General features: G+C 59.9%; 17 protein-coding genes, 1 pseudogene and 1 riboswitch. Of the genes and pseudogenes, 11 read left to right on the top strand and 7 right to left on the bottom strand.

Features of this window, described 5'->3' with window-relative positions:
* Window positions 1-89: 89 nt before the first annotated feature.
* Window positions 90-204, top strand: a riboswitch (TPP riboswitch).
* The 5 genes from B2696_RS02960 to B2696_RS02940 all read left to right on the top strand — a co-directional run bounded on the left by B2696_RS02960 (window position 203) and on the right by B2696_RS02940 (window position 4167).
* Window positions 203-889, top strand: coding sequence for a thiamine phosphate synthase (locus B2696_RS02960; RefSeq protein ID WP_276623719.1), 687 nt, complete (start codon window positions 203-205; stop codon window positions 887-889). Its footprint overlaps the riboswitch before it by 2 nt.
* A gap of 3 nt (window positions 890-892) precedes the next feature.
* Window positions 893-2047: a glycine oxidase ThiO gene (gene thiO / locus B2696_RS02955; RefSeq protein ID WP_286953820.1), complete on the top strand. Its 1155-nt coding sequence runs from the start codon at window positions 893-895 to the stop codon at window positions 2045-2047.
* A 9-nt stretch (window positions 2048-2056) separates the two neighbouring features.
* On the top strand, window positions 2057-2254 hold the full coding sequence (gene thiS / locus B2696_RS02950) for a sulfur carrier protein ThiS (protein ID WP_075728807.1): 198 nt from the start codon (window positions 2057-2059) through the stop codon (window positions 2252-2254).
* Window positions 2255-2256: 2 nt separating this feature from the next.
* Entirely contained in the window at window positions 2257-3039 is a 783-nt protein-coding gene (locus tag B2696_RS02945) for a thiazole synthase (protein ID WP_075728808.1), read from the top strand.
* On the top strand, window positions 3040-4167 hold the full coding sequence (locus B2696_RS02940; RefSeq protein WP_286953819.1) for a ThiF family adenylyltransferase: 1128 nt from the start codon (window positions 3040-3042) through the stop codon (window positions 4165-4167).
* Here the strand turns inward: B2696_RS02940 and B2696_RS02935 are convergent.
* A complete protein-coding gene (locus B2696_RS02935) occupies window positions 4154-5179 on the bottom strand; it encodes a bile acid:sodium symporter family protein (protein ID WP_286953817.1) in 1026 nt (341 codons plus the stop codon). The two genes, B2696_RS02940 and B2696_RS02935, sit on opposite strands and share 14 nt — an antisense overlap.
* Window positions 5180-5536: 357 nt before the next feature.
* Window positions 5537-6514 (bottom strand): magnesium transporter CorA family protein, encoded by a 978-nt coding sequence (locus B2696_RS02930; protein WP_286953816.1) that lies wholly within the window; start codon window positions 6512-6514, stop codon window positions 5537-5539.
* Between the two features lie 303 nt (window positions 6515-6817).
* On the opposite strand from B2696_RS02930, the gene B2696_RS02925 reads away from it, so the two are divergent.
* The 5 genes from B2696_RS02925 (at window position 6818) to B2696_RS02905 (ending at window position 10637) form a co-directional block, all read left to right on the top strand.
* Window positions 6818-7741, top strand: a complete 924-nt coding sequence (locus B2696_RS02925; protein ID WP_286953815.1) for a transporter substrate-binding domain-containing protein — start codon at window positions 6818-6820, stop codon at window positions 7739-7741.
* Window positions 7742-7826: 85 nt separating this feature from the next.
* On the top strand, window positions 7827-8486 hold the full coding sequence (locus B2696_RS02920; RefSeq protein WP_286953814.1) for an amino acid ABC transporter permease: 660 nt from the start codon (window positions 7827-7829) through the stop codon (window positions 8484-8486).
* Window positions 8467-9183 (top strand): amino acid ABC transporter permease, encoded by a 717-nt coding sequence (locus B2696_RS02915; RefSeq protein ID WP_075730921.1) that lies wholly within the window; start codon window positions 8467-8469, stop codon window positions 9181-9183. The genes B2696_RS02920 and B2696_RS02915 overlap by 20 nt, the downstream gene beginning before the upstream one ends.
* Window positions 9180-9944 carry an amino acid ABC transporter ATP-binding protein gene (locus B2696_RS02910; protein WP_141256071.1) on the top strand — a complete coding sequence of 255 codons (765 nt, stop codon included), beginning with the start codon at window positions 9180-9182 and terminating at the stop codon, window positions 9942-9944. Before B2696_RS02915 ends, B2696_RS02910 begins: the two co-directional genes overlap by 4 nt.
* A gap of 111 nt (window positions 9945-10055) precedes the next feature.
* Complete coding sequence (locus B2696_RS02905; RefSeq protein WP_075728814.1) at window positions 10056-10637, top strand: hypothetical protein; 582 nt, start codon at window positions 10056-10058, stop codon at window positions 10635-10637.
* Window positions 10638-10682: 45 nt separating this feature from the next.
* Here B2696_RS02905 and B2696_RS02900 read toward each other — a convergent pair whose 3' ends face one another.
* The gene (locus tag B2696_RS02900; protein WP_170216866.1) at window positions 10683-11111 is read right to left on the bottom strand and encodes a GNAT family N-acetyltransferase; all 429 of its coding nucleotides are present in this window, start codon (window positions 11109-11111) and stop codon (window positions 10683-10685) included.
* A gap of 99 nt (window positions 11112-11210) precedes the next feature.
* Here B2696_RS02900 and B2696_RS02895 point away from each other — a divergent pair, with 99 nt between their 5' ends.
* Complete coding sequence (locus B2696_RS02895) at window positions 11211-12209, top strand: S66 family peptidase (protein ID WP_075728815.1); 999 nt, start codon at window positions 11211-11213, stop codon at window positions 12207-12209.
* An 8-nt stretch (window positions 12210-12217) separates the two neighbouring features.
* On the opposite strand, the gene B2696_RS02890 is transcribed toward B2696_RS02895, so the two are convergent.
* The 4 genes and pseudogenes from B2696_RS02890 to B2696_RS02875 form a co-directional block, all read right to left on the bottom strand.
* Window positions 12218-13192 carry a MerR family transcriptional regulator gene (locus tag B2696_RS02890; RefSeq protein WP_276623711.1) on the bottom strand — a complete coding sequence of 325 codons (975 nt, stop codon included), beginning with the start codon at window positions 13190-13192 and terminating at the stop codon, window positions 12218-12220.
* Complete coding sequence (locus B2696_RS02885; protein ID WP_286953813.1) at window positions 13189-13827, bottom strand: HEAT repeat domain-containing protein; 639 nt, start codon at window positions 13825-13827, stop codon at window positions 13189-13191. The genes B2696_RS02890 and B2696_RS02885 overlap by 4 nt, the downstream gene beginning before the upstream one ends.
* A gap of 65 nt (window positions 13828-13892) precedes the next feature.
* Window positions 13893-15632, bottom strand: coding sequence for an ATP-binding cassette domain-containing protein (locus tag B2696_RS02880; protein ID WP_286953812.1), 1740 nt, complete (start codon window positions 15630-15632; stop codon window positions 13893-13895).
* A 545-nt stretch (window positions 15633-16177) separates the two neighbouring features.
* A pseudogene (locus B2696_RS02875) lies at window positions 16178-16664 on the bottom strand (IS6 family transposase); the annotation flags it as partial.

Below are 16664 nucleotides of genomic sequence, written 5' to 3'. Positions count from 1 at the left end.
CACACTTCCTGCTCCTTAGCCCAACAGTGGCCCCGAACGCGCCCAGGCCTTTCTTGTTGACAAAGCACGGCCAGAGCGCTTGACTGTTTTTATCACCCCGCGGGTGCCCGAAGCATCGGGCTGAGATTATGCGCTGTCGCTGCGTTGGACCGTCCGAACCTGTCTGGTTAACACCAGCGAAGGAAGCGAGGACCACGTCACTGTGTCTCCGAAATCTGTAGATCAAACTGTAGATCGCGCAGGCCTGGATCTGCGTTGCTATGTCGTCACGGGCAGCCAGCCTGCCGCTAAGGTGGTGCGCGTGGCCGAGCGCGCAGCCGCAGGTGGCGCGGGCGTCATCCAGGTCAGGTCCAAGCCCATTGCGGCTGGCCGGCTCCTTGAGCTGGTGGAGCAGGTCGCAGTGGCCGTCGCCGCGGCCAACCCGGCTACGAAAGTGCTTGTTGACGACCGCGTGGACGTCGCCGCCATCCTCATGCGCCGCGGCCTTCCGGTGCACGGCGTCCACGTGGGCCAGTCCGATATTCCGGTCACCGCGGCCAGGGAGCTGCTGGGCCCGGATGCCATCATCGGCCTGACCACCGGAACTGCGGAGCTCATCGAAAAGGCCAACCGCTTCGCCGAGGTCATTGATTACGTGGGCGCAGGGCCTTTCCGTCCCACACCCACCAAGGATTCGGGCCGCCCGCCTATCGGCGTGGCCGGCTACCCGGGCCTGGCGGCGCTCTCGCGAGTGCCGGTGGTGGCGATTGGGGATGTGCAGCCGGGGGACGTCGCCAAGCTGGCGGGCACCGGCATCGCCGGGGTGGCCATGGTGCGTGCCTTTATGGACAGCCCGGATCCGGGCGAGCTGGCGGCGCGGGTCCTCGCAGATTTTGAAGGCGGGATGTAGACGATGAAGAAGCCTGTAGTGGTCATCGGTGGCGGGATAGTGGGCCTGTCCACCTGTTTTGAATTTCAGGACGCCGGGCACGAGGTCACCCTTATTGATCCGGAACCAATTTCGGGGGCGACTCATCACGCCGGCGGCATGCTCGCGCCGATAGCGGAGGTGCAGTTCCGTCAGCCGGAGCTGGTGCCCTTGATGAAGGAGTCCGCGCGGATCTATCCCGACCTCATCGCCCGGGTGAGCCGGTACACGGATCTCCCGACGGGTTATCGCACGGAGGGCACTTTGGTGGTCGGAGCCGACCGCGCCGATGCCCGCCACATTGCGGACCTGGTGGATTATCTGGAGCGTGAGGATCTGCCCGTCGATGTTTTAAGCACCCGGCAGGCCCGGGCCTTGGAGCCGGCGCTGTCACCGCGGATCGCCAAGGCCATCGGCATCCCCGGGGATCATCAGCTGCAGCCGCGGCTCTACGCGCGGGCAGTGCTTGACGCCGTGCGCGCCCGGGGTGCAAGAATCATCCAGGACACCGTGGTGGCCCTGGAGGGGGCATCGCCGTGCACGCAAGTGACTTTAAGCTCCGGAAGCCTTGATACCGCAGGCAGCATTGTTGTGCTTGCTGCTGGCCTGGGAGCGGCGAAGATTCCCGGCTGGTATGCCGGTGCCAACCCCTTGCAGCTGCGCCCGGTCTATGGCGATATGGTGTGGGTGCGCATGCCCGCGGGGATGGATTCCCTGGTGAGCAAGGTCGTGCGGGGCTTTGTGGAGAACCGCCCCGTGTACATCATTCCGCGCAACGATGGCACCGTGACCATCGGCGCCACCTCGCGCGAGGACCAGCCGCATTCCAGTACCGGCGGAATCCATGACTTGTTGCGTGATGCGATCCGCTTGGTGCCCGGCCTCGAGGAGACCGAGTTCGTCGAGGCTACCTGTGGCGCACGCCCCGGCACGCCCGATGATCTTCCCTACCTGGGCTGGGCCGGCTCCAACCTGGTCGTGTCCACCGGCTACTTCCGGCACGGGATCTTGCTCTCGGCCTTGGGCGCACGCACGGCGGTCGATCTTGTCGCCGGCCGTGAACTCGCGCAGGGGCTAGAAGCCTGCGACCCCTTCCGGCATGCCCCGGCCACCGCGCACAGCACTCCATCTACAGCTTAAGGAAGCTCCATGATTCACTTCACTTTAAACGGCGAGCCCACCCAATCCACGCCGCAAACCGTCGACCAGCTGGTGGCCTCCCACATTGGAGACCCCGTGGGAGTGGCCGTGGCTATCGACGGCCGCGTGCTGCCGCGTTCCCAGTGGGGGACGCAACTATCTGAGGGCCACGTTGTCGATATCCTTACGGCCGTTCAAGGAGGCTAGGCATGTTAAACATTGCGGGAAAGAGCTTTGATTCCCACCTCGTCATGGGCACCGGTGGCGCCACGTCGCAATCGATCCTGGAGGAGGCGCTGCTGGCGAGCAAGACCCAGCTGACCACCGTGGCCATGCGCCGGCATCGCGCCGAGTCCGGGGCGGGGGAGAATATCTTCCAGCTGCTGCGGCGGTTGAATATTGAGATCCTCCCCAATACCGCAGGGTGCCGCACGGCCCGGGACGCCGTGCTCACCGCGCAGTTGGCGCGCGAGGCCCTGGGCACGAACTGGGTCAAGGCCGAGGTCATCGCCGACGAGCACACGTTGCTGCCCGATACCACCGAGCTTATCGATGCCTGCGAGCTCCTGGTCAACGAAGGCTTCGAGGTTCTGGCCTATACCTCCGATGACCCGGTTGTGGCTTCCCGCCTCGAGGATGTCGGCGTGGCCGCAGTCATGCCGCTGGGTTCTCCGATAGGCACCGGGCTGGGCATTCTCAACCCGCACAACATCGAACTCATCTGCTCGCGGGCAAGCGTTCCTATCCTGCTCGATGCGGGTGTGGGCACAGCCTCGGATGCCGCGCTGGCCATGGAGCTGGGTTGCGATGGCGTGCTGCTGGCCTCGGCGATCAACCGCGCCCAGGATCCGGTGGCGATGGCCACGGCCTTCTACCACGCCGTCGAGGCCGGGCGCCTAGCGGCAGGCGCTGGGCGCATCCCCAAGCGGGAGCATGCCGTGGCTTCCTCTTCCTTCGAGGGCCTAGCATCGTGGTCGGAGCAGGTGCTCTAGATGTCTCTCACGGATTGCGAGCTGCGCCGCACCGCCCGCCACCTCTCCCTGCCGGGCTTCGGCATCCACCAGCAGGAAAAGCTGCACGATTCCCACCTCCTCGTCATCGGCGCGGGCGGGCTGGGCTGCCCGGCCCTGCAGTCTTTGGCCGCGGCGGGCATCGGCACCATCACAGTCATCGATGATGACACCGTGGACATCACCAATATCCACCGCCAGATCCTCTTCGGCGCGGATGATGTGGGACAGCTCAAGGTTGAGGTCGCCGCCCGCCGTCTCAAGCAACTCCAGCCGGGCATTAATGTCCGCGCGGTGGCGCAACGCCTGACGGTGGATAACGCCCTCGAGCTCTTTAGCTCGGCGGATATGGTGCTCGATGGCTCGGATTCCTTCTCCACCAAGTACCTGGCAGCCGACGCCGCGGAGATAACCGGCGTTCCCCTCATTTGGGCCACGGTCCTGCAATACCACGGCGATGTGGCCTATTTCCGTTCCGGGCCACACTTTCGCGGGGTGGGTTTGCGCGATCTTTTCCCCGTGCAGCCGGATGCGGATTCGGTGCCCGATTGCGCCGAAGCCGGCGTACTCGGCGCCACCACCGCCACGATGGGCGCGCTTATGGCGACGCAGGCCATCGGGCTGCTGGCCGGCATTGACGGGGTGAACAGTACGGGAGGGATCGCGCCGGGCTACCTGCTCAGTTATGATGCCTTCCCTCCGCGCAGCCGCGTATTCCACATCGGTGCGGACCCGCAGCGCCAGCTTCGCACCCGCCTCGAGCCGGACTATGGCGGGCAGGCGTGCGCTGCGCCCGCAGGGCTCAATGCTCGCGTGCTTGTCGAAGCCGTGCGCGGCGGCGACGTCCTCGCCCTCGACATCCGCGAGCCCCACGAGCACCTGCTGGCGGATCTTCCTGCGGGCGCGCACTCGGTGAAGCTGCCGTTGAGTGACATCGACTCGCGCGAGCGCGTGCGCTCCTGTTTTGCTGGATTCCCCCACGGCGCCCAGGTTTTGGTCTATTGCGCCTCCGGTAAACGCAGCGCCGCATTCGTGGAGGAATACACGGATCTAGCCACATCCGCCGGGCTCAGCCTGACCAGCCTGCCCGGCGGGGTCAACGCGCTGTAGATACCTCCGCGCTCTTTTCTGGCGCCTTTCCGGTCAGCGAGTTCGGGTCGATGCCGAGGCGGTCATCGTGGCGGCGCCACCAGGCGGAGAGCACCGAGCCGGAGATGTTGTGCCAGACGCTAAAGAAGGTTGAGGGAATGGCCACGATGGGGAAGGCTGCGAAAGCTTTGAGTGCCAGCGTGGCACCCAGTGCCGAGTCCTGCATTCCCACCTCAAACGTGATGGCCTTTTGTTGTGCGTAGCGGAAGCCTTGCGGATAAACCAGGTGCATCAGGCGGCTAAAGATATAGCCCAGCAGGTAACCCAGCAGGTTATGCAGTATGACCACGGGGATAAGCAGCGCGGTTTCCTTGCTGATGAGCTTGGCATTATTGGCCGCGACAACAACGCCGATGATGAGCAGGATCGACAGCTGTGACACCGCGGGCAGCGCCGGGGTGACCATTCGGACCTGCTTGGCAAAGAGCGTGTGGACCGTAACACCCGCGATGACGGGGATGACCACGATCTGGAAAGCAGTCAGGAAGATCTTCTGCGTGGGGATTTCAACGTATTGGCTCGCCAAAGTCTCCATCAAGATGGGGATGGCGAAGGGCGCACACAACGTCGACAAGAGCCCGATGGAAACATCTAAAGCTACGTCTCCTCGGGAAAGGAATGACATCACATTTGATGAGGTTCCGGAAGGGCAGCAGCCCACCAGAATGACGCCGACCGCGAGCATGCCGTCAAGATGGAATACCCAGCACAGGAACACCGCTAGCAGCGGCATAATCACGTAGTGTGCAATGGTTCCCACGATGATCATCAGCGGCATCTTGATGATGCGCTTGAAATCATTAATGTCTAGGGTCAGGCCCATGCCAAAGAGCACAATGCTCAGTAGGTAGTTGGTGTAGCTCTTGGCCCAGAGGCTTAGCTCAGGCAGGAAGTAGTTTATTACGGCCCAAGCAACAACGATGCAGGTAAACCACTTGGTCATCCACCCACCGAAGTTCGCGATCGTCTTCATTGAAATCTATCCTTGCGTAAAGCTTTAGCTCCTCGATTCCGAGAATCGAAGAAGCGAGGAAAGCAGCGCTCATTTAAGTGCAGTAAAAGTGGCGGATGCCCACGCACAGATTGCGTGCATGACGGAGTTCTCCGAACGCGGGCGCTGCGAGGGCCTAGGGGTGGTGGCTGCGGCAAGCGCTGAAAAAGCAATGGTGGCATCCGTGGCGTCCACGGGGTAGATGGGGCGCTCGCATTGACGTCGCCTTTAAGCGGCACTGACAGCGATCCTACTCCGCAGGCCAGGGTAGAACTAACGTGAGATGCCAGAAAGTTTCCTCCTGTCTATCCGCCTTCGGCGGGCCGGCACTCTACATCCCTACAACCAGTTATTTCGCTTGAACATGATGTAGAGAAATACCGAGGTCACACTCACGAGTGCGGCTGAGATTAATGCGCCGATCGGTTCCCCGGCGGTGGGGAAGGGGACATTCATCCCGAAGTAGCCGGTGATCAGAGTTGGGACGGCGATGATAGCCGCCCAGCCGGAGAGCTTCTTCATCACTAGGTTCATGTTGTTGGACTGTATTGACAAGTTCGTGTCAATCACCGTGCTCACTAGGTCACGCAGGGTGTCCGACCAGTCCGTGACCCGCAAGGTGTGGTCGTAGACGTCTTGGAAATAGGGGATAATCACCGCCGGCAGCGGCGGCTGCGAGCGGTTGAGGATCGCTGTGACGATCTCCCGGGTAGGTAGGGCCAGCCGGTGGAGGGTGAGCACGTGCTTATGAAGGCGGTATGCGTTGTGGCGAATGCTGTCGTCGGCGTGGGTGTCGTCGAAAAGCTCCTCTTCGAGCTCAGACAAACGTTCATCGAGCGTCTGAATGGCGTCGAAGTGGCTGTCGACGGTGAGATCGATGATCGCCCAGAGGATGCTGACTACGCCCTCAGCGAGCAACGATGACTGTGCCTCCCAAGATGTCCGGGCGCGGTCAATGTCGAAGGAGCCACCCCGCCGGACCGTGACTACCGCGTTATGGGTGACGAATACAGAGATCTCGCGGCGTTCCATATGACTCGTGTCAGTCTCTGGGGCAAGGACGGCGTAGAGGGTGAGGAAGAGATGGGTAGGGTAGCGCACCATTTTTGCGCGCTCCTTAAAGCTGAGCACATCCTCCACGGCGAGAGTGTGGAGGTGGAGTTCCTCGGCGATCTCATCGAGTATTACCGAGTCCACATCATCGAGATCGACCCAAATGGTGACGGTGTCATCTTTGAGGCGCTCGGAGAGATCAGCCAGCGGGAAATTCGAGTCCTCCACTGATCCGTCGCGGTATTGGCGGGTGGTGATGTGCATAGAACATCAGTGTATTACGGCAGAATTGCCAACGCTCCACGAACGTGGTGTCCAAAGATCGGTGGCGAGTAGTTCTGAGAAAACCCATCTATCAAGGGGCTGCGCGAAGTTGGCGTTGAAAAATAATTAGAAAGGGTTGACGTTTTATAGACTTAGTAGTCTATTGCTAGCAGAGTAATCGGTACATAACGCTTGTTCTCGTTCCTCTCAACATTGGTGAGGGAAACGCGGGGAGACCTCTCGCAGGTGCAGTGCCGCATATACACACTGAAGTTTTCCCTCGAATCAACTTGGAGTACGCACATGAACGTTTTGGGTATTGGAAGCAGGAAAGCCCGCACCGGGGCTGAAGGAAACAGGAAGCGCCTCGGCGTCGTCGCGGGCATCGTGGCGGCACTATCGCTGACCCTGGCCGCGTGTTCTTCCGGTTCCTCGGAAACTGCGAGTGAGTCGCCCGCGGCAGATGCCTCACAGGTTGGCCGCACCGTGGATGAGATTAAAGAGTCCGGCAGCGTACGCATCGGCGTCTTTGCTGATAAGGCGCCCTTCGGATCCATTGATCAGAGCGGCAACTATGCGGGATATGACATTGTCTACGGCGATCGCATTGGCAAAGACCTTGGGGTCGACGTCGAGTATGTCCCTGTAGAGGCCGCGTCCCGAGTCGAGTTCCTCGAATCCGGCAAAGTCGATATCATTCTGGCTAACTTCACGGTGACCCCGGAGCGTCAAGAAAAGGTGGACTTTGCCAACCCCTATATGAAGGTATCCCTCGGAGTAGCTTCGCCCGAGGATGCCCCTATTACCAAACCGGAACAGCTCAAGGACTCCAAGCTGGTTATCGTGAAGGGAACCACTGCGGATTCCTACCTCGCGGCGAACTACCCGGATGCTGATGTGCAGAAGTTCGAGCAATACACCGAAGTGACGAACTCCCTACTTGATGGCCGTGCGGATGGCTGGGTCACCGACAACACAGAGGCCCTAGCTTGGACTGGTGCCCAAAAGGGCTTCACCACGGGGATTGCCTCCCTGGGAGATGAGGACACCATCGCCGCGGCCGTGGCCAAGGGCAACACCCAGTTGCGTGACTGGCTCAACCAGCAGCTGACGGATCTGGCGGGCGAGCAGTTCTTCCACAAGGACTTCGATGAGACCCTGCGGCCCGTCTACGGCGACAACATCTCGGCAGATGAGTTGGTGGTTGAGGGCGGAAAGCTCTCCTAGCGAGCGCCTAGTGGTGCATCGTGATGATGAAAAGTATTAGCCGCAAGACTCGGGTGTCCCGAGTCTTGCTTTTGCGAGGAGTGGCATGGACTTTGCGGTGATTGTGGCCTCGCTGCCTACTTATGCGGAGGCGGCGTTGGCGACCTTGCGTATCGCGATAGTCGGTATCATTCTGGCGTTTGTGGTTGGCTTGGTATCGGCGGTCATTCAGATTTTCCGCATTCCGGTGTTGAGACAGGTGGTTGCGGCCTACATTGAGCTCTCCCGCAATACCCCGCTTCTTGTTCAGCTCTTCTTTCTGTATTTTGGGCTGCCGAAGCTGGGCTTGACCTGGAGCGCGGAAACCTGTGCCTATGTGGGGCTAGCTTTTCTCGGAGGCTCCTACGTGGCAGAGGCACTGCGTTCGGGATTTGAGCAGATCGCGCCCATTCAGGAGCAATCCGCCCTGGCCTTGGGCTTTAGCCGTACCCAATCCCTCCGCAAGGTGCTTTTGCCGCAGGCCCTTTCCTATGCCTTGCCAGCGCTAACGGCGAACGTGATCTTCTTGATCAAAGAGACGTCGGTGTTTTCCATCCTGGCCCTGCCCGATCTGGTCTATGTGGCTAAGGAACAGATAGGAAATGATTACACCACCACGGAGGCGCTGACGGCGCTCGTCCTTTTCTATCTGATTATCTTGCTGCCAATCTCTTTGCTGGCGGCCGTGGCGGAGAAGAAGGTGCGCTATGCAACTCTTGGACAGTAGCCAGCTGCTTCTGGCCGCCGGCGAGCCCGGGTACGAGGTTCTCTTTCAAGGGAGCAACTTTTTGCGCCTACTCGCTGGCCTGTGGGTTAGCCTGCGAATCGCGCTGGTCTCCATGATCTTCTCCATTGCCCTCGGCCTCGTCTTGGGGCTCATCATGACCAGCAAGAATATCTTCGTGCGGTTTGTGACTAGGGTCTATCTCGACTTCATCCGGGTGATGCCACCGCTGGTTCTCCTGTTTGTGGTGTTCTTCGATTCCGCCACGATTTTCGGCGTGGATATCTCCGGCGAGACGGCGGCGGTGATCGTATTCACGGCCTGGGGTACCGCCGAGATGGGAGATCTCACCCGTGGAGCCCTGCAGTCCGTACCGGTCCATCAGTATCAGTCAGCGCTAGCGCTGGGCATGAACAAGACGCAGGTGGCGACACGGGTCATCGTTCCCCAGGCAGTGCGTTCGCTGGTTCCTAACGTGGTTAACCTCAGCACGCGCATGATCAAGACCACCTCCTTAGTGGTCCTCATCGGGGTTATAGAGGTACTCAAGGTAGGCCAAAGCATCATCGATGCCAATCGCTTTGAGTACCCGGATGCCGCCCTGTGGGTCTACGGGATGGTTTTCTTCTTGTACTTTGCCCTGTGTTTCCCCATCTCCTGGTTCTCGAGGAGACTTGAAAAGAAATGGAAGTTAGCATGAGCGAGTCAATTCTGGAGCTCGATTCCGTAGAAAAGATCTATGGCAACGGCGTCAAGGCCCTCGGTGGAGTCTCCCTAGAGGTTCGGCGCAGCGAGGTCATTGCAGTGATTGGTCCCTCTGGATGCGGAAAGTCCACCCTCTTGCGCACTATCAACGGGCTCGAGGAGGTGCAGGGAGGATCGATAAAGTTCCACGGAGAAAAGCTTAACGCCCGGGGAACTCAGTGGCAGAAGGTTCGGCAGAAGATCGGCATGGTCTTCCAGTCCTATGAGCTCTTTCCGCACCTCAACGTCATGGATAACTTGCTGCTCGGCCCAACGGTGGTCTCCCACCGCGACAAGAAGCAGGCGCGGGAGCAGGCCATAAAGCTCTTATCGCGGGTTGGCTTACTCGACCGTGCGGATTCCAAGCCTCACCAGCTCTCGGGTGGACAAAAACAGCGCATCGCCATCGTGCGCGCGCTCATGATGAATCCTGAGGTGCTGCTTCTCGACGAAATCACCGCCTCCCTCGATCCAGAAATGGTGCGGGAGGTCCTCGACGTCGTCCTCGAGCTGGCGAAGGAAGGGATGACCATGCTGATTGTCACCCACGAGATGGGCTTTGCCCGCGCCATCGCAGACCGGGTGGTTTTCATGGATGCCGGGGAAATAGCGGAATCGGGAGATCCCGAACAGTTCTTCAGCCATCCCAGCACGCAACGTGCCGCCACGTTCCTCGACACCTTTGTATTCCAAGACCCGGAGGCCACGGGTGAGTGAGCGCCGCTGAGCGCTTTAGTCTCGCTCCTGATCACAAAACCGCGAACGTGTCTACCATCGGGAATTAGAGAGCTTAGTTCTAACCGCAAGTAATCAAAGGAGTTCGCAATCATGAGCAGCGATAAAGAATATGGCGGTCAGGAATACGAAAAGGAATACGAGGACGTATTCGATTCCGCCGATGCATTAGATGATGATGGGGCTGTAAAGCAGCAGTTGGTGGCAGATGAGATTCGCCCCTCCAAGGCGCAGTGGTCGCTGGATACGGTGGAGGAAGTCGACGAGACCGGCTTTTCTTCTTGGCTAACCATTGAGATCGATTGCGAGCCCGTGGAGGTTGCCGCCGATGATGCGGACTTCGCCCCAGAATCGGATGAGGAAGACTATGGGGATGATGACGAGGACGAGGAGTTCAGCGAGGAGCTGACTATCCGCGCGGAGACCGTTCCCAGCACGGCCACCGACTGGCGGGAGTTCAAGGGCCACCACTTGGAAAGCCCGGCCTTTGGTGAACCCGCCGAAGCTGTGGTGATTTACGGTGACCACTACCGCTTCGACAAGGTGAGCCTCGACGTCACCGATCAGCGTGACCGCACCGCAGACTTCCAGGTCACCTTGAGCGGCGATCTCGACGGTCTGGGCATCGACCCAATTGAGCTGACCGTCAGCGGCGAGTACCTGCCCACGCTATAGATAGCGCGAGGAATCTCAAGCAAGAAGGCCTCAAGCAAGCAGGACTTAAGCCAACCTGCAGGAGTAGCGGCGGCGCCCGGCCCAGCGAACGTCGTCAGGCGCGGCGGCGATGTTAAAGCCTAGGGCGCGGTAGAAACCCACGGCATCATCATCGGTTTCCAGGTACAGCTCGCGGCCCGTTTCCCGCCGAATGTGGCGGATAAGTTCAGTCCCGAGGCCGCGCCCCTGTGCGGACTCGGCGACGGCGATGTATTCCACCACCGCTTGGTCGCCGCGGTTGTCGTAGGCGGCGAATCCCTCCAGCTCCCCGTCGCTCTCGGCGGCAATGAGTCCGAGGGAAGGCAGATCCTCGCGCAGGCAGGAATCGAGGCGCTCGGCATCGTACTCGGTGGCCAGCCACAACAGGTGGCGCAGCTGCGGGCCGGTCATCTCCGCGCGGTTCAAGGGAAGGATACGCACGGGCGAGGCGGTCATGTTGGCTCCTTCTACAAGGCCCTCCGCGTGGTGGGCACGGGCGCGACGGCGGGGAGGGTTGGCTCCGTGGTCCAAAATACTGTGGTTTAAGATACAACGATGACCATTTCTCCCGCACCTTTGACACCGGGATCGCGCATACGGGTGGTGGCCCCGTCCGTATCGCTCTCCTTTGTCGAGCACAGGAAGCTGGGGCATTACTTGAGCCACTTGGCCACGACGCGCCTGGAGAACCTCGGACTCGAGGTAACCTTCGGCGCCCACGTCCGGGAGTCGGATGAGTTCTCCACCTCGCCGATTCGCTCCCGGGTCTCCGATCTGCATGAGGCATTTGCGGATCCTTCCGTCGACGGAATCATGAGCGTTATGGGCGGCTTCAATAGCAACGAGCTGCTGCCATACCTGGACTTCGATCTCATTGCGGATAACCCCAAGTTCCTTTGCGGCTATTCCGATATCACCGCGCTACAAAATGCGATCTTCGCTCAGACAGACCTGATTACTTACTCTGGCCCGCACTGGTCGAGTTTTGGCATGCGCGATCACAGCGAGATTACCCGCCGCTCCTTCGAACACGCGGCTTTTGGCACCGAGCCTATTGTCTGGGAGCCTTCCACCTGGTTCACCGATGATCAGTGGTTCGTGGCCCAAGATAATCGCCCGACTCAGCCTTCTAGCGGCTGGTGGATAGTCCAAGAGGGTGAGGCCGAGGGCATCGCGGTGGGCTCGAACCTGAGCACCTTCGCCCTGCTCAATGGCACCGAGTATCGCCCCGAGCTTCGCGATCGCGTGCTCTTCGTCGAAGTAACGCACAGCGCTGGAATCCGGGAGTTTCGGCGCATGCTCGAGTCCGTACTGCAGCAGCCGGGCGGGGATGAGATCGCCGCGCTAGTCATTGGCCGCTTCCAGGTAGAAAGCGACGTCAACCACGAGGAAGTCGACGCCACGGTGGCCTCCATTCCGCAGCTGCGGGATATCCCCGTCATCGCCAACGCCGACTTCGGCCACACCAATCCGCAGCTGACCTTCCCCATCGGCGGGCGTGCCCAGATTCGCGCGGCCCGGGAAGGCTCGCGCATCGCCTTTACCCGCGCCTGATTCCTATTTCAGTACAGCTGGGTTCCTTGGGTGCGAAGAATCGACTGAGCCGTCGCCGATACGGTGGGATCCGCGTCCTGCACTAGGTGTTGCAGGATCGGTCCAGCTCCGGCTAACTCAGCGAGGGCTTGGGTATATCGCAGGCGCTGTTCGGGAGTGGTTTCCTCTGAGTGGATTCGATCGATGATCAACATCAGCGCAAGCTGTCCCGCGTCTTCTGAAAAGCTGCCGAGGATTTCTGCTGCCTCGACGTCGTGGCAGCCTAGGCCGATGTGTTCTATCAAAGCAGGTATCGCGGTGATAGCCCCGCGACGGCCCAATTCAAATACGGCGAGTTGTCGCACACGGGAGCTGGTGTCTGCAGAAGCGAAAGAAAGCCACTGGTCGGCGCGAGGGCTATAAAACTTAGCCAAGGCGATGGCAGCGCGCTCGCGGATAGCCTCGTTGGAGGAGGTAAGTGCCTCGGCCACGACCTGCAAGGAATCCTCGGAGTCATCTATGGACCAGAGCAGTACACCGGCCGTGTTCGAATCATCTTCCTTGAGAAAGAGGCAGGCGGCGGCTTGGCTTGGTGCGGAAAATGCAGCGGCCACCCGGTGGAGAGAGCGCTCATCCGCCAAAGCCTCAATCATCGTGAAAGTGTGTGCGAGGCTTGCGGCATCTACTGTATCCCGCGTCGATACCTGACGCAGGATGTCTATCAGCCGTTTGTCTGCGGCGATGCGCTCGGTGGTCTCTACCTGTACCTCCTCGAGAAGTCGTGCGAGATTGCCACCGCCATCGAGTACTCGAGATACTTGGTCAATGCTAAGACCCACTGAGCGCAGGAGTTCCACCTGGCTCAAGCGAGTGAGGTCGGCTTCCGAGTAGTTTCGATAGCCGTTGGAATCGCGTTGGCTGGGCGGGACCAAACCGATCGTGTCGTAGTACCGAAGCATGCGCACACTCAGGTTAGTCAGCTGGGATACCTCGCCGATCTTCATTCAACAAACCTACCTGCGTTGCGTACTCGTTGCGCTACGGAGATGTTCTCCTGATCGCCTGAGTCCATCGAATCCATAGTCAGAAGCATCGCACGGGCCAGAGGAGAACTTAGCTCTTCTAAGGCCGCCGTTGCTTCCTGCCCAAGGCTAAGAAATGCCCTGGCCAACGCTTTGTGCGCTGCCGGCTCCGCACGGTCTAGCTGAGTAATGAGGGAGCGGACAAGCTGTGGGTACTGGTCTTGCGGGGCAACCGCCACGGCGGCGCGCCACGCGGCCATCGCGACGTCTATGTCGGGGCTATGGAGCTCATCTTCGCTGATGAGGTTCCAGATCTCTAGCGGCGCGAAGCCCGCCAGCTTCGAGAAGATATGCAGCGTTTGAGCTCGGGCTTGGGGGAGAGGGTTGCGAAGCTGGGTTTTTAACTCGTTGAGTAGCGCATTAGAGGGTCTCTGGATCAGCGCCCACGTCAGCATTTCTCTGACGTAGAAGTCAGGCTCTTCGGCATAACGCGCGACAAGGACCTCGCTGAGATCTAGGTGTGGATCGCTGCCGACGGCCAGCGCAGCCCGCAGCCTAGTGGAGGGGTTTGGTGATTCCAGAGCATTTCTGAGAGTTTCTTCCTTATTCTTTTTCATGCTTATCACCCAACACCCTGTCACAGTGTCAGGGTCAAGTCCCTCCGGAACCCTGCGGCGATCCTTTATCTCTTTTCGAAATGCTCACCGCGTCCAAAGCGTGGCAGCGTGATGGTCCGAGTGGTACCCACCTCCTCGCAGAAGCGCTCGTCATGGCTTGTGATGATGAGCCCGCCGCGGAACTCGTTGAGCACCGAAACAAGCCATTCGATGGTGGCCAGGTCCAGGTTATTGGTGGGCTCATCAAAGATGAGCAGGCGCGGGGTGACCGGCTGCAGCAGCTGGATGGCAAAGGCCAGCCGGAAGCGTTCGCCACCGGAGAGATCGGCAACGCTGGTGTGGACGCGGTCATTGTGGAAGAGCAGTTGCGCCAGTTGATCCCGCAGGAATTGCGGATCCGCCACGGGATTGGATGCGCGGATGGTCTCCCAGACCGTGCGGGTTCCATCGAGGAGGATGCGCTGCGGAATATAGCCGCGATCACCCAACACGTAGTCCACGTGATAGGCCAGTTGATAGGGCACTGGGCAAGCTACTGGGGCGTCGTCGTGGTGGGACGCGCGCTGGGGATAGGCGGCGATGGCTTCGAGCAGCGTGGACTTGCCGACGCCGTTTCCACCAGCCACGCGCAAGCGCTCCGGGCCGGCCAAGATTAACGTTTCCGGCAACTGCGCGCCGGTCTCCAGTGGCGTTTCTAAGCCGGGATTGAGACGCAGCTCCAGGGTGGTCGTGGCGTTGGGCAGAGCAGTATCCGGCAAGGAGATAAAGACCGTAGAATCGTCGCGGATGAGCCGCTGGGCAGAATCGAGTCGCGCCTTTGCTTCTTCAACAGCGGCATTGTGGGCGAGGCTACGCTTGGCCGCGCTTTGCTCCGAGCGGTTCTTATCCATGCCCATCGCCATGCCCGGCTTGCGTTTATTGCGCGCGAACTTCGCGCCGCGGCGCTCATCCCGAGCCAAGCGCGTCTGCATGGCCGCGCGCTCGCGCAGCTGCTGCTTGCGGTGCTTGGCGGCGTCGCGCACCTGTCGCTGCGCCGCCTCCTGTTCCTGGCTAATGGCTTGCTCATATGCAGAGAAAGGCCCGGTGAAGAAGCGCAGGGTGCCGGCGTGTAGCTCCGCAATCTCCTGGACGCATTCAAGTAATTCGCGGTCGTGGCTGACCACGATGATAGGTACTGGCGAGGATTCCAACTGCTTAATCAGCTGCTTTTTGGCTTCCCCGTCGAGGTTATTGGTGGGTTCATCGAGCAACACGAAATCGGGGCGTGCAGAAAAGAGCGCGCACAAGGCGACGATGACGCTCTCCCCGCCGGAGAGCGTGCCTAGTGGGCGGCGCAGCAGATCCAGAGGGCTGGTTTCGCCGAGTTCTTGGGCCGGATGAAAGCCGAACTGGGCGAGTTCGGCCACGAGCCGGTCGGGGAGATCCCATTCCTGCCCGATTACCTCATAAAGCTCCTCCGAATAGGCGCCGGCTTCAACCTGGCTAAGAGCGTCAATGAGGCGGGCGACTCCGAAGACATCCGCGATGGTGCGCACAGTATCGAGGCCTAGGTCTTGGGGTAGGTAGGCAACCGTCTCTGGGGCGCTAAAGCTTCCGCTAGTGGGCGGAATCTTGCCCGCAAGCACGCGCAGCAAGCTGGTCTTTCCAGAACCGTTATCGCCGATGAGTCCGGTGAGTTTCGGGGAGAAGACCCCGCTGAGGGAGTCGAAGCATACCGTGCCATCCGGCCAGTGCAGGCCAAGATTGTGCAGGTTGATGATGGGTTGTGTTCCCAGTGTGGTGGGGGCATTACCTATTTGTGGCATAACAAAAGGCCTTTCAGCTAAAGATGGATATGCTGAAGGCCTTAAGGAGACAGGTTGAGAAGACGCTTCAGCTGCTTATGCGGAAAGCGCGAAGTTCTTCACTGTTCTTCCAATCCTCGACAATAGGTACCGCTTGAGACTAACCACAGCCCCAGCCCCGCGTCAATAGCCCGACACAATAAGAGGGGAACCCAGTTGGCAGTGTGTTGAGTTATCGGCTGTCTACCGAACGGGCTCAGGTCCAAGCTCTTGTGGCGTAGACATTCCAATCCCGTCAGCGGCCAGTTCAGTACTGAGCCAGCTGCTAAGGGATACACTACTCAAAAGGAATTGACCTCATGCCTCTGGGCCAGTTTACGACACCGCAGATATGGAAGAGATCCCACATGCCTCATCAGCACATGCATCTTTTTCATAAGCAACTTCAGTTACAATTTCCTCCGGTTTAGACCATCTGTTGAAGAGTTAATAGGGTGCTGTTGCAAAGTTGGGCCAGGGTCGAAAAGCCCAACCTCAAGACATTAGTTGTCCTTGCTCCGGGGTGCTTAAGCTGTCTCGAATATCCGGCTGACGATCACCGCGTCTGGGTTCGGGTGCCCGTGAGGTCAAACATCGTGCCCTGGCCTTTCCGTAATGAATGCATCGCTTCCATCCCTTTCAACGTCCGGTAAGCGGAAATTCGGTTTTTGAACGCTCCCTTCGGCCCCAGGATTCTTTTAAGTCGGCCATGATCTCCCTCGATAACGTTGTTCAGGTATTTCACCTGCCGGTGCTCCACCGTCTGAGGGCAGATTCCCTCCGCCTTCTGCTCGGATATTGCCTTGGCCAGAGCTGGTGCCTTGTCGGTGTTGATGACCCGCGGGGACCCGGCTGTCGTATTCGATCGCAGCGTCTTGGCCAGGAAACGCTTGGCCGCCGCGACATTGCGCTTCGGAGAGAGATAAAAGTCCAGGGTCTGCCCACCGACGGTAATAGCCCGGTAGAGATAGCACCACGTGCCGCCGACCCGAATATAGGTCTCATCCACCCGCC

The organism is Corynebacterium sp. UBA4397 (assembly GCF_002390965.1).
GTDB classification, from domain to species: Bacteria; Actinomycetota; Actinomycetes; order Mycobacteriales; family Mycobacteriaceae; genus Corynebacterium; species Corynebacterium flavescens.
This window is presented reverse-complemented; position numbering and strand designations above follow the sequence as displayed.

Coding starts and splice junctions, on each gene's coding strand:
- thiS (WP_075728807.1), top strand. CDS start 2,057: ATGATTCACTTCACTTTAAACGGCGAGCCCACCCAATCCACGCCGCAA.
- B2696_RS02920 (WP_286953814.1), top strand. CDS start 7,827: ATGGACTTTGCGGTGATTGTGGCCTCGCTGCCTACTTATGCGGAGGCG.
- B2696_RS02915 (WP_075730921.1), top strand. CDS start 8,467: ATGCAACTCTTGGACAGTAGCCAGCTGCTTCTGGCCGCCGGCGAGCCC.
- B2696_RS02890 (WP_276623711.1), bottom strand. CDS start 13,192: ATGAAGATCGGCGAGGTATCCCAGCTGACTAACCTGAGTGTGCGCATG.
- B2696_RS02940 (WP_286953819.1), top strand. CDS start 3,040: ATGTCTCTCACGGATTGCGAGCTGCGCCGCACCGCCCGCCACCTCTCC.
- B2696_RS02905 (WP_075728814.1), top strand. CDS start 10,056: ATGAGCAGCGATAAAGAATATGGCGGTCAGGAATACGAAAAGGAATAC.
- B2696_RS02880 (WP_286953812.1), bottom strand. CDS start 15,632: ATGCCACAAATAGGTAATGCCCCCACCACACTGGGAACACAACCCATC.
- B2696_RS02925 (WP_286953815.1), top strand. CDS start 6,818: ATGAACGTTTTGGGTATTGGAAGCAGGAAAGCCCGCACCGGGGCTGAA.
- B2696_RS02945 (WP_075728808.1), top strand. CDS start 2,257: ATGTTAAACATTGCGGGAAAGAGCTTTGATTCCCACCTCGTCATGGGC.
- B2696_RS02935 (WP_286953817.1), bottom strand. CDS start 5,179: ATGAAGACGATCGCGAACTTCGGTGGGTGGATGACCAAGTGGTTTACC.
- thiO (WP_286953820.1), top strand. CDS start 893: ATGAAGAAGCCTGTAGTGGTCATCGGTGGCGGGATAGTGGGCCTGTCC.
- B2696_RS02900 (WP_170216866.1), bottom strand. CDS start 11,111: ATGACCGCCTCGCCCGTGCGTATCCTTCCCTTGAACCGCGCGGAGATG.
- B2696_RS02930 (WP_286953816.1), bottom strand. CDS start 6,514: ATGCACATCACCACCCGCCAATACCGCGACGGATCAGTGGAGGACTCG.
- B2696_RS02910 (WP_141256071.1), top strand. CDS start 9,180: ATGAGCGAGTCAATTCTGGAGCTCGATTCCGTAGAAAAGATCTATGGC.
- B2696_RS02885 (WP_286953813.1), bottom strand. CDS start 13,827: ATGAAAAAGAATAAGGAAGAAACTCTCAGAAATGCTCTGGAATCACCA.
- B2696_RS02895 (WP_075728815.1), top strand. CDS start 11,211: ATGACCATTTCTCCCGCACCTTTGACACCGGGATCGCGCATACGGGTG.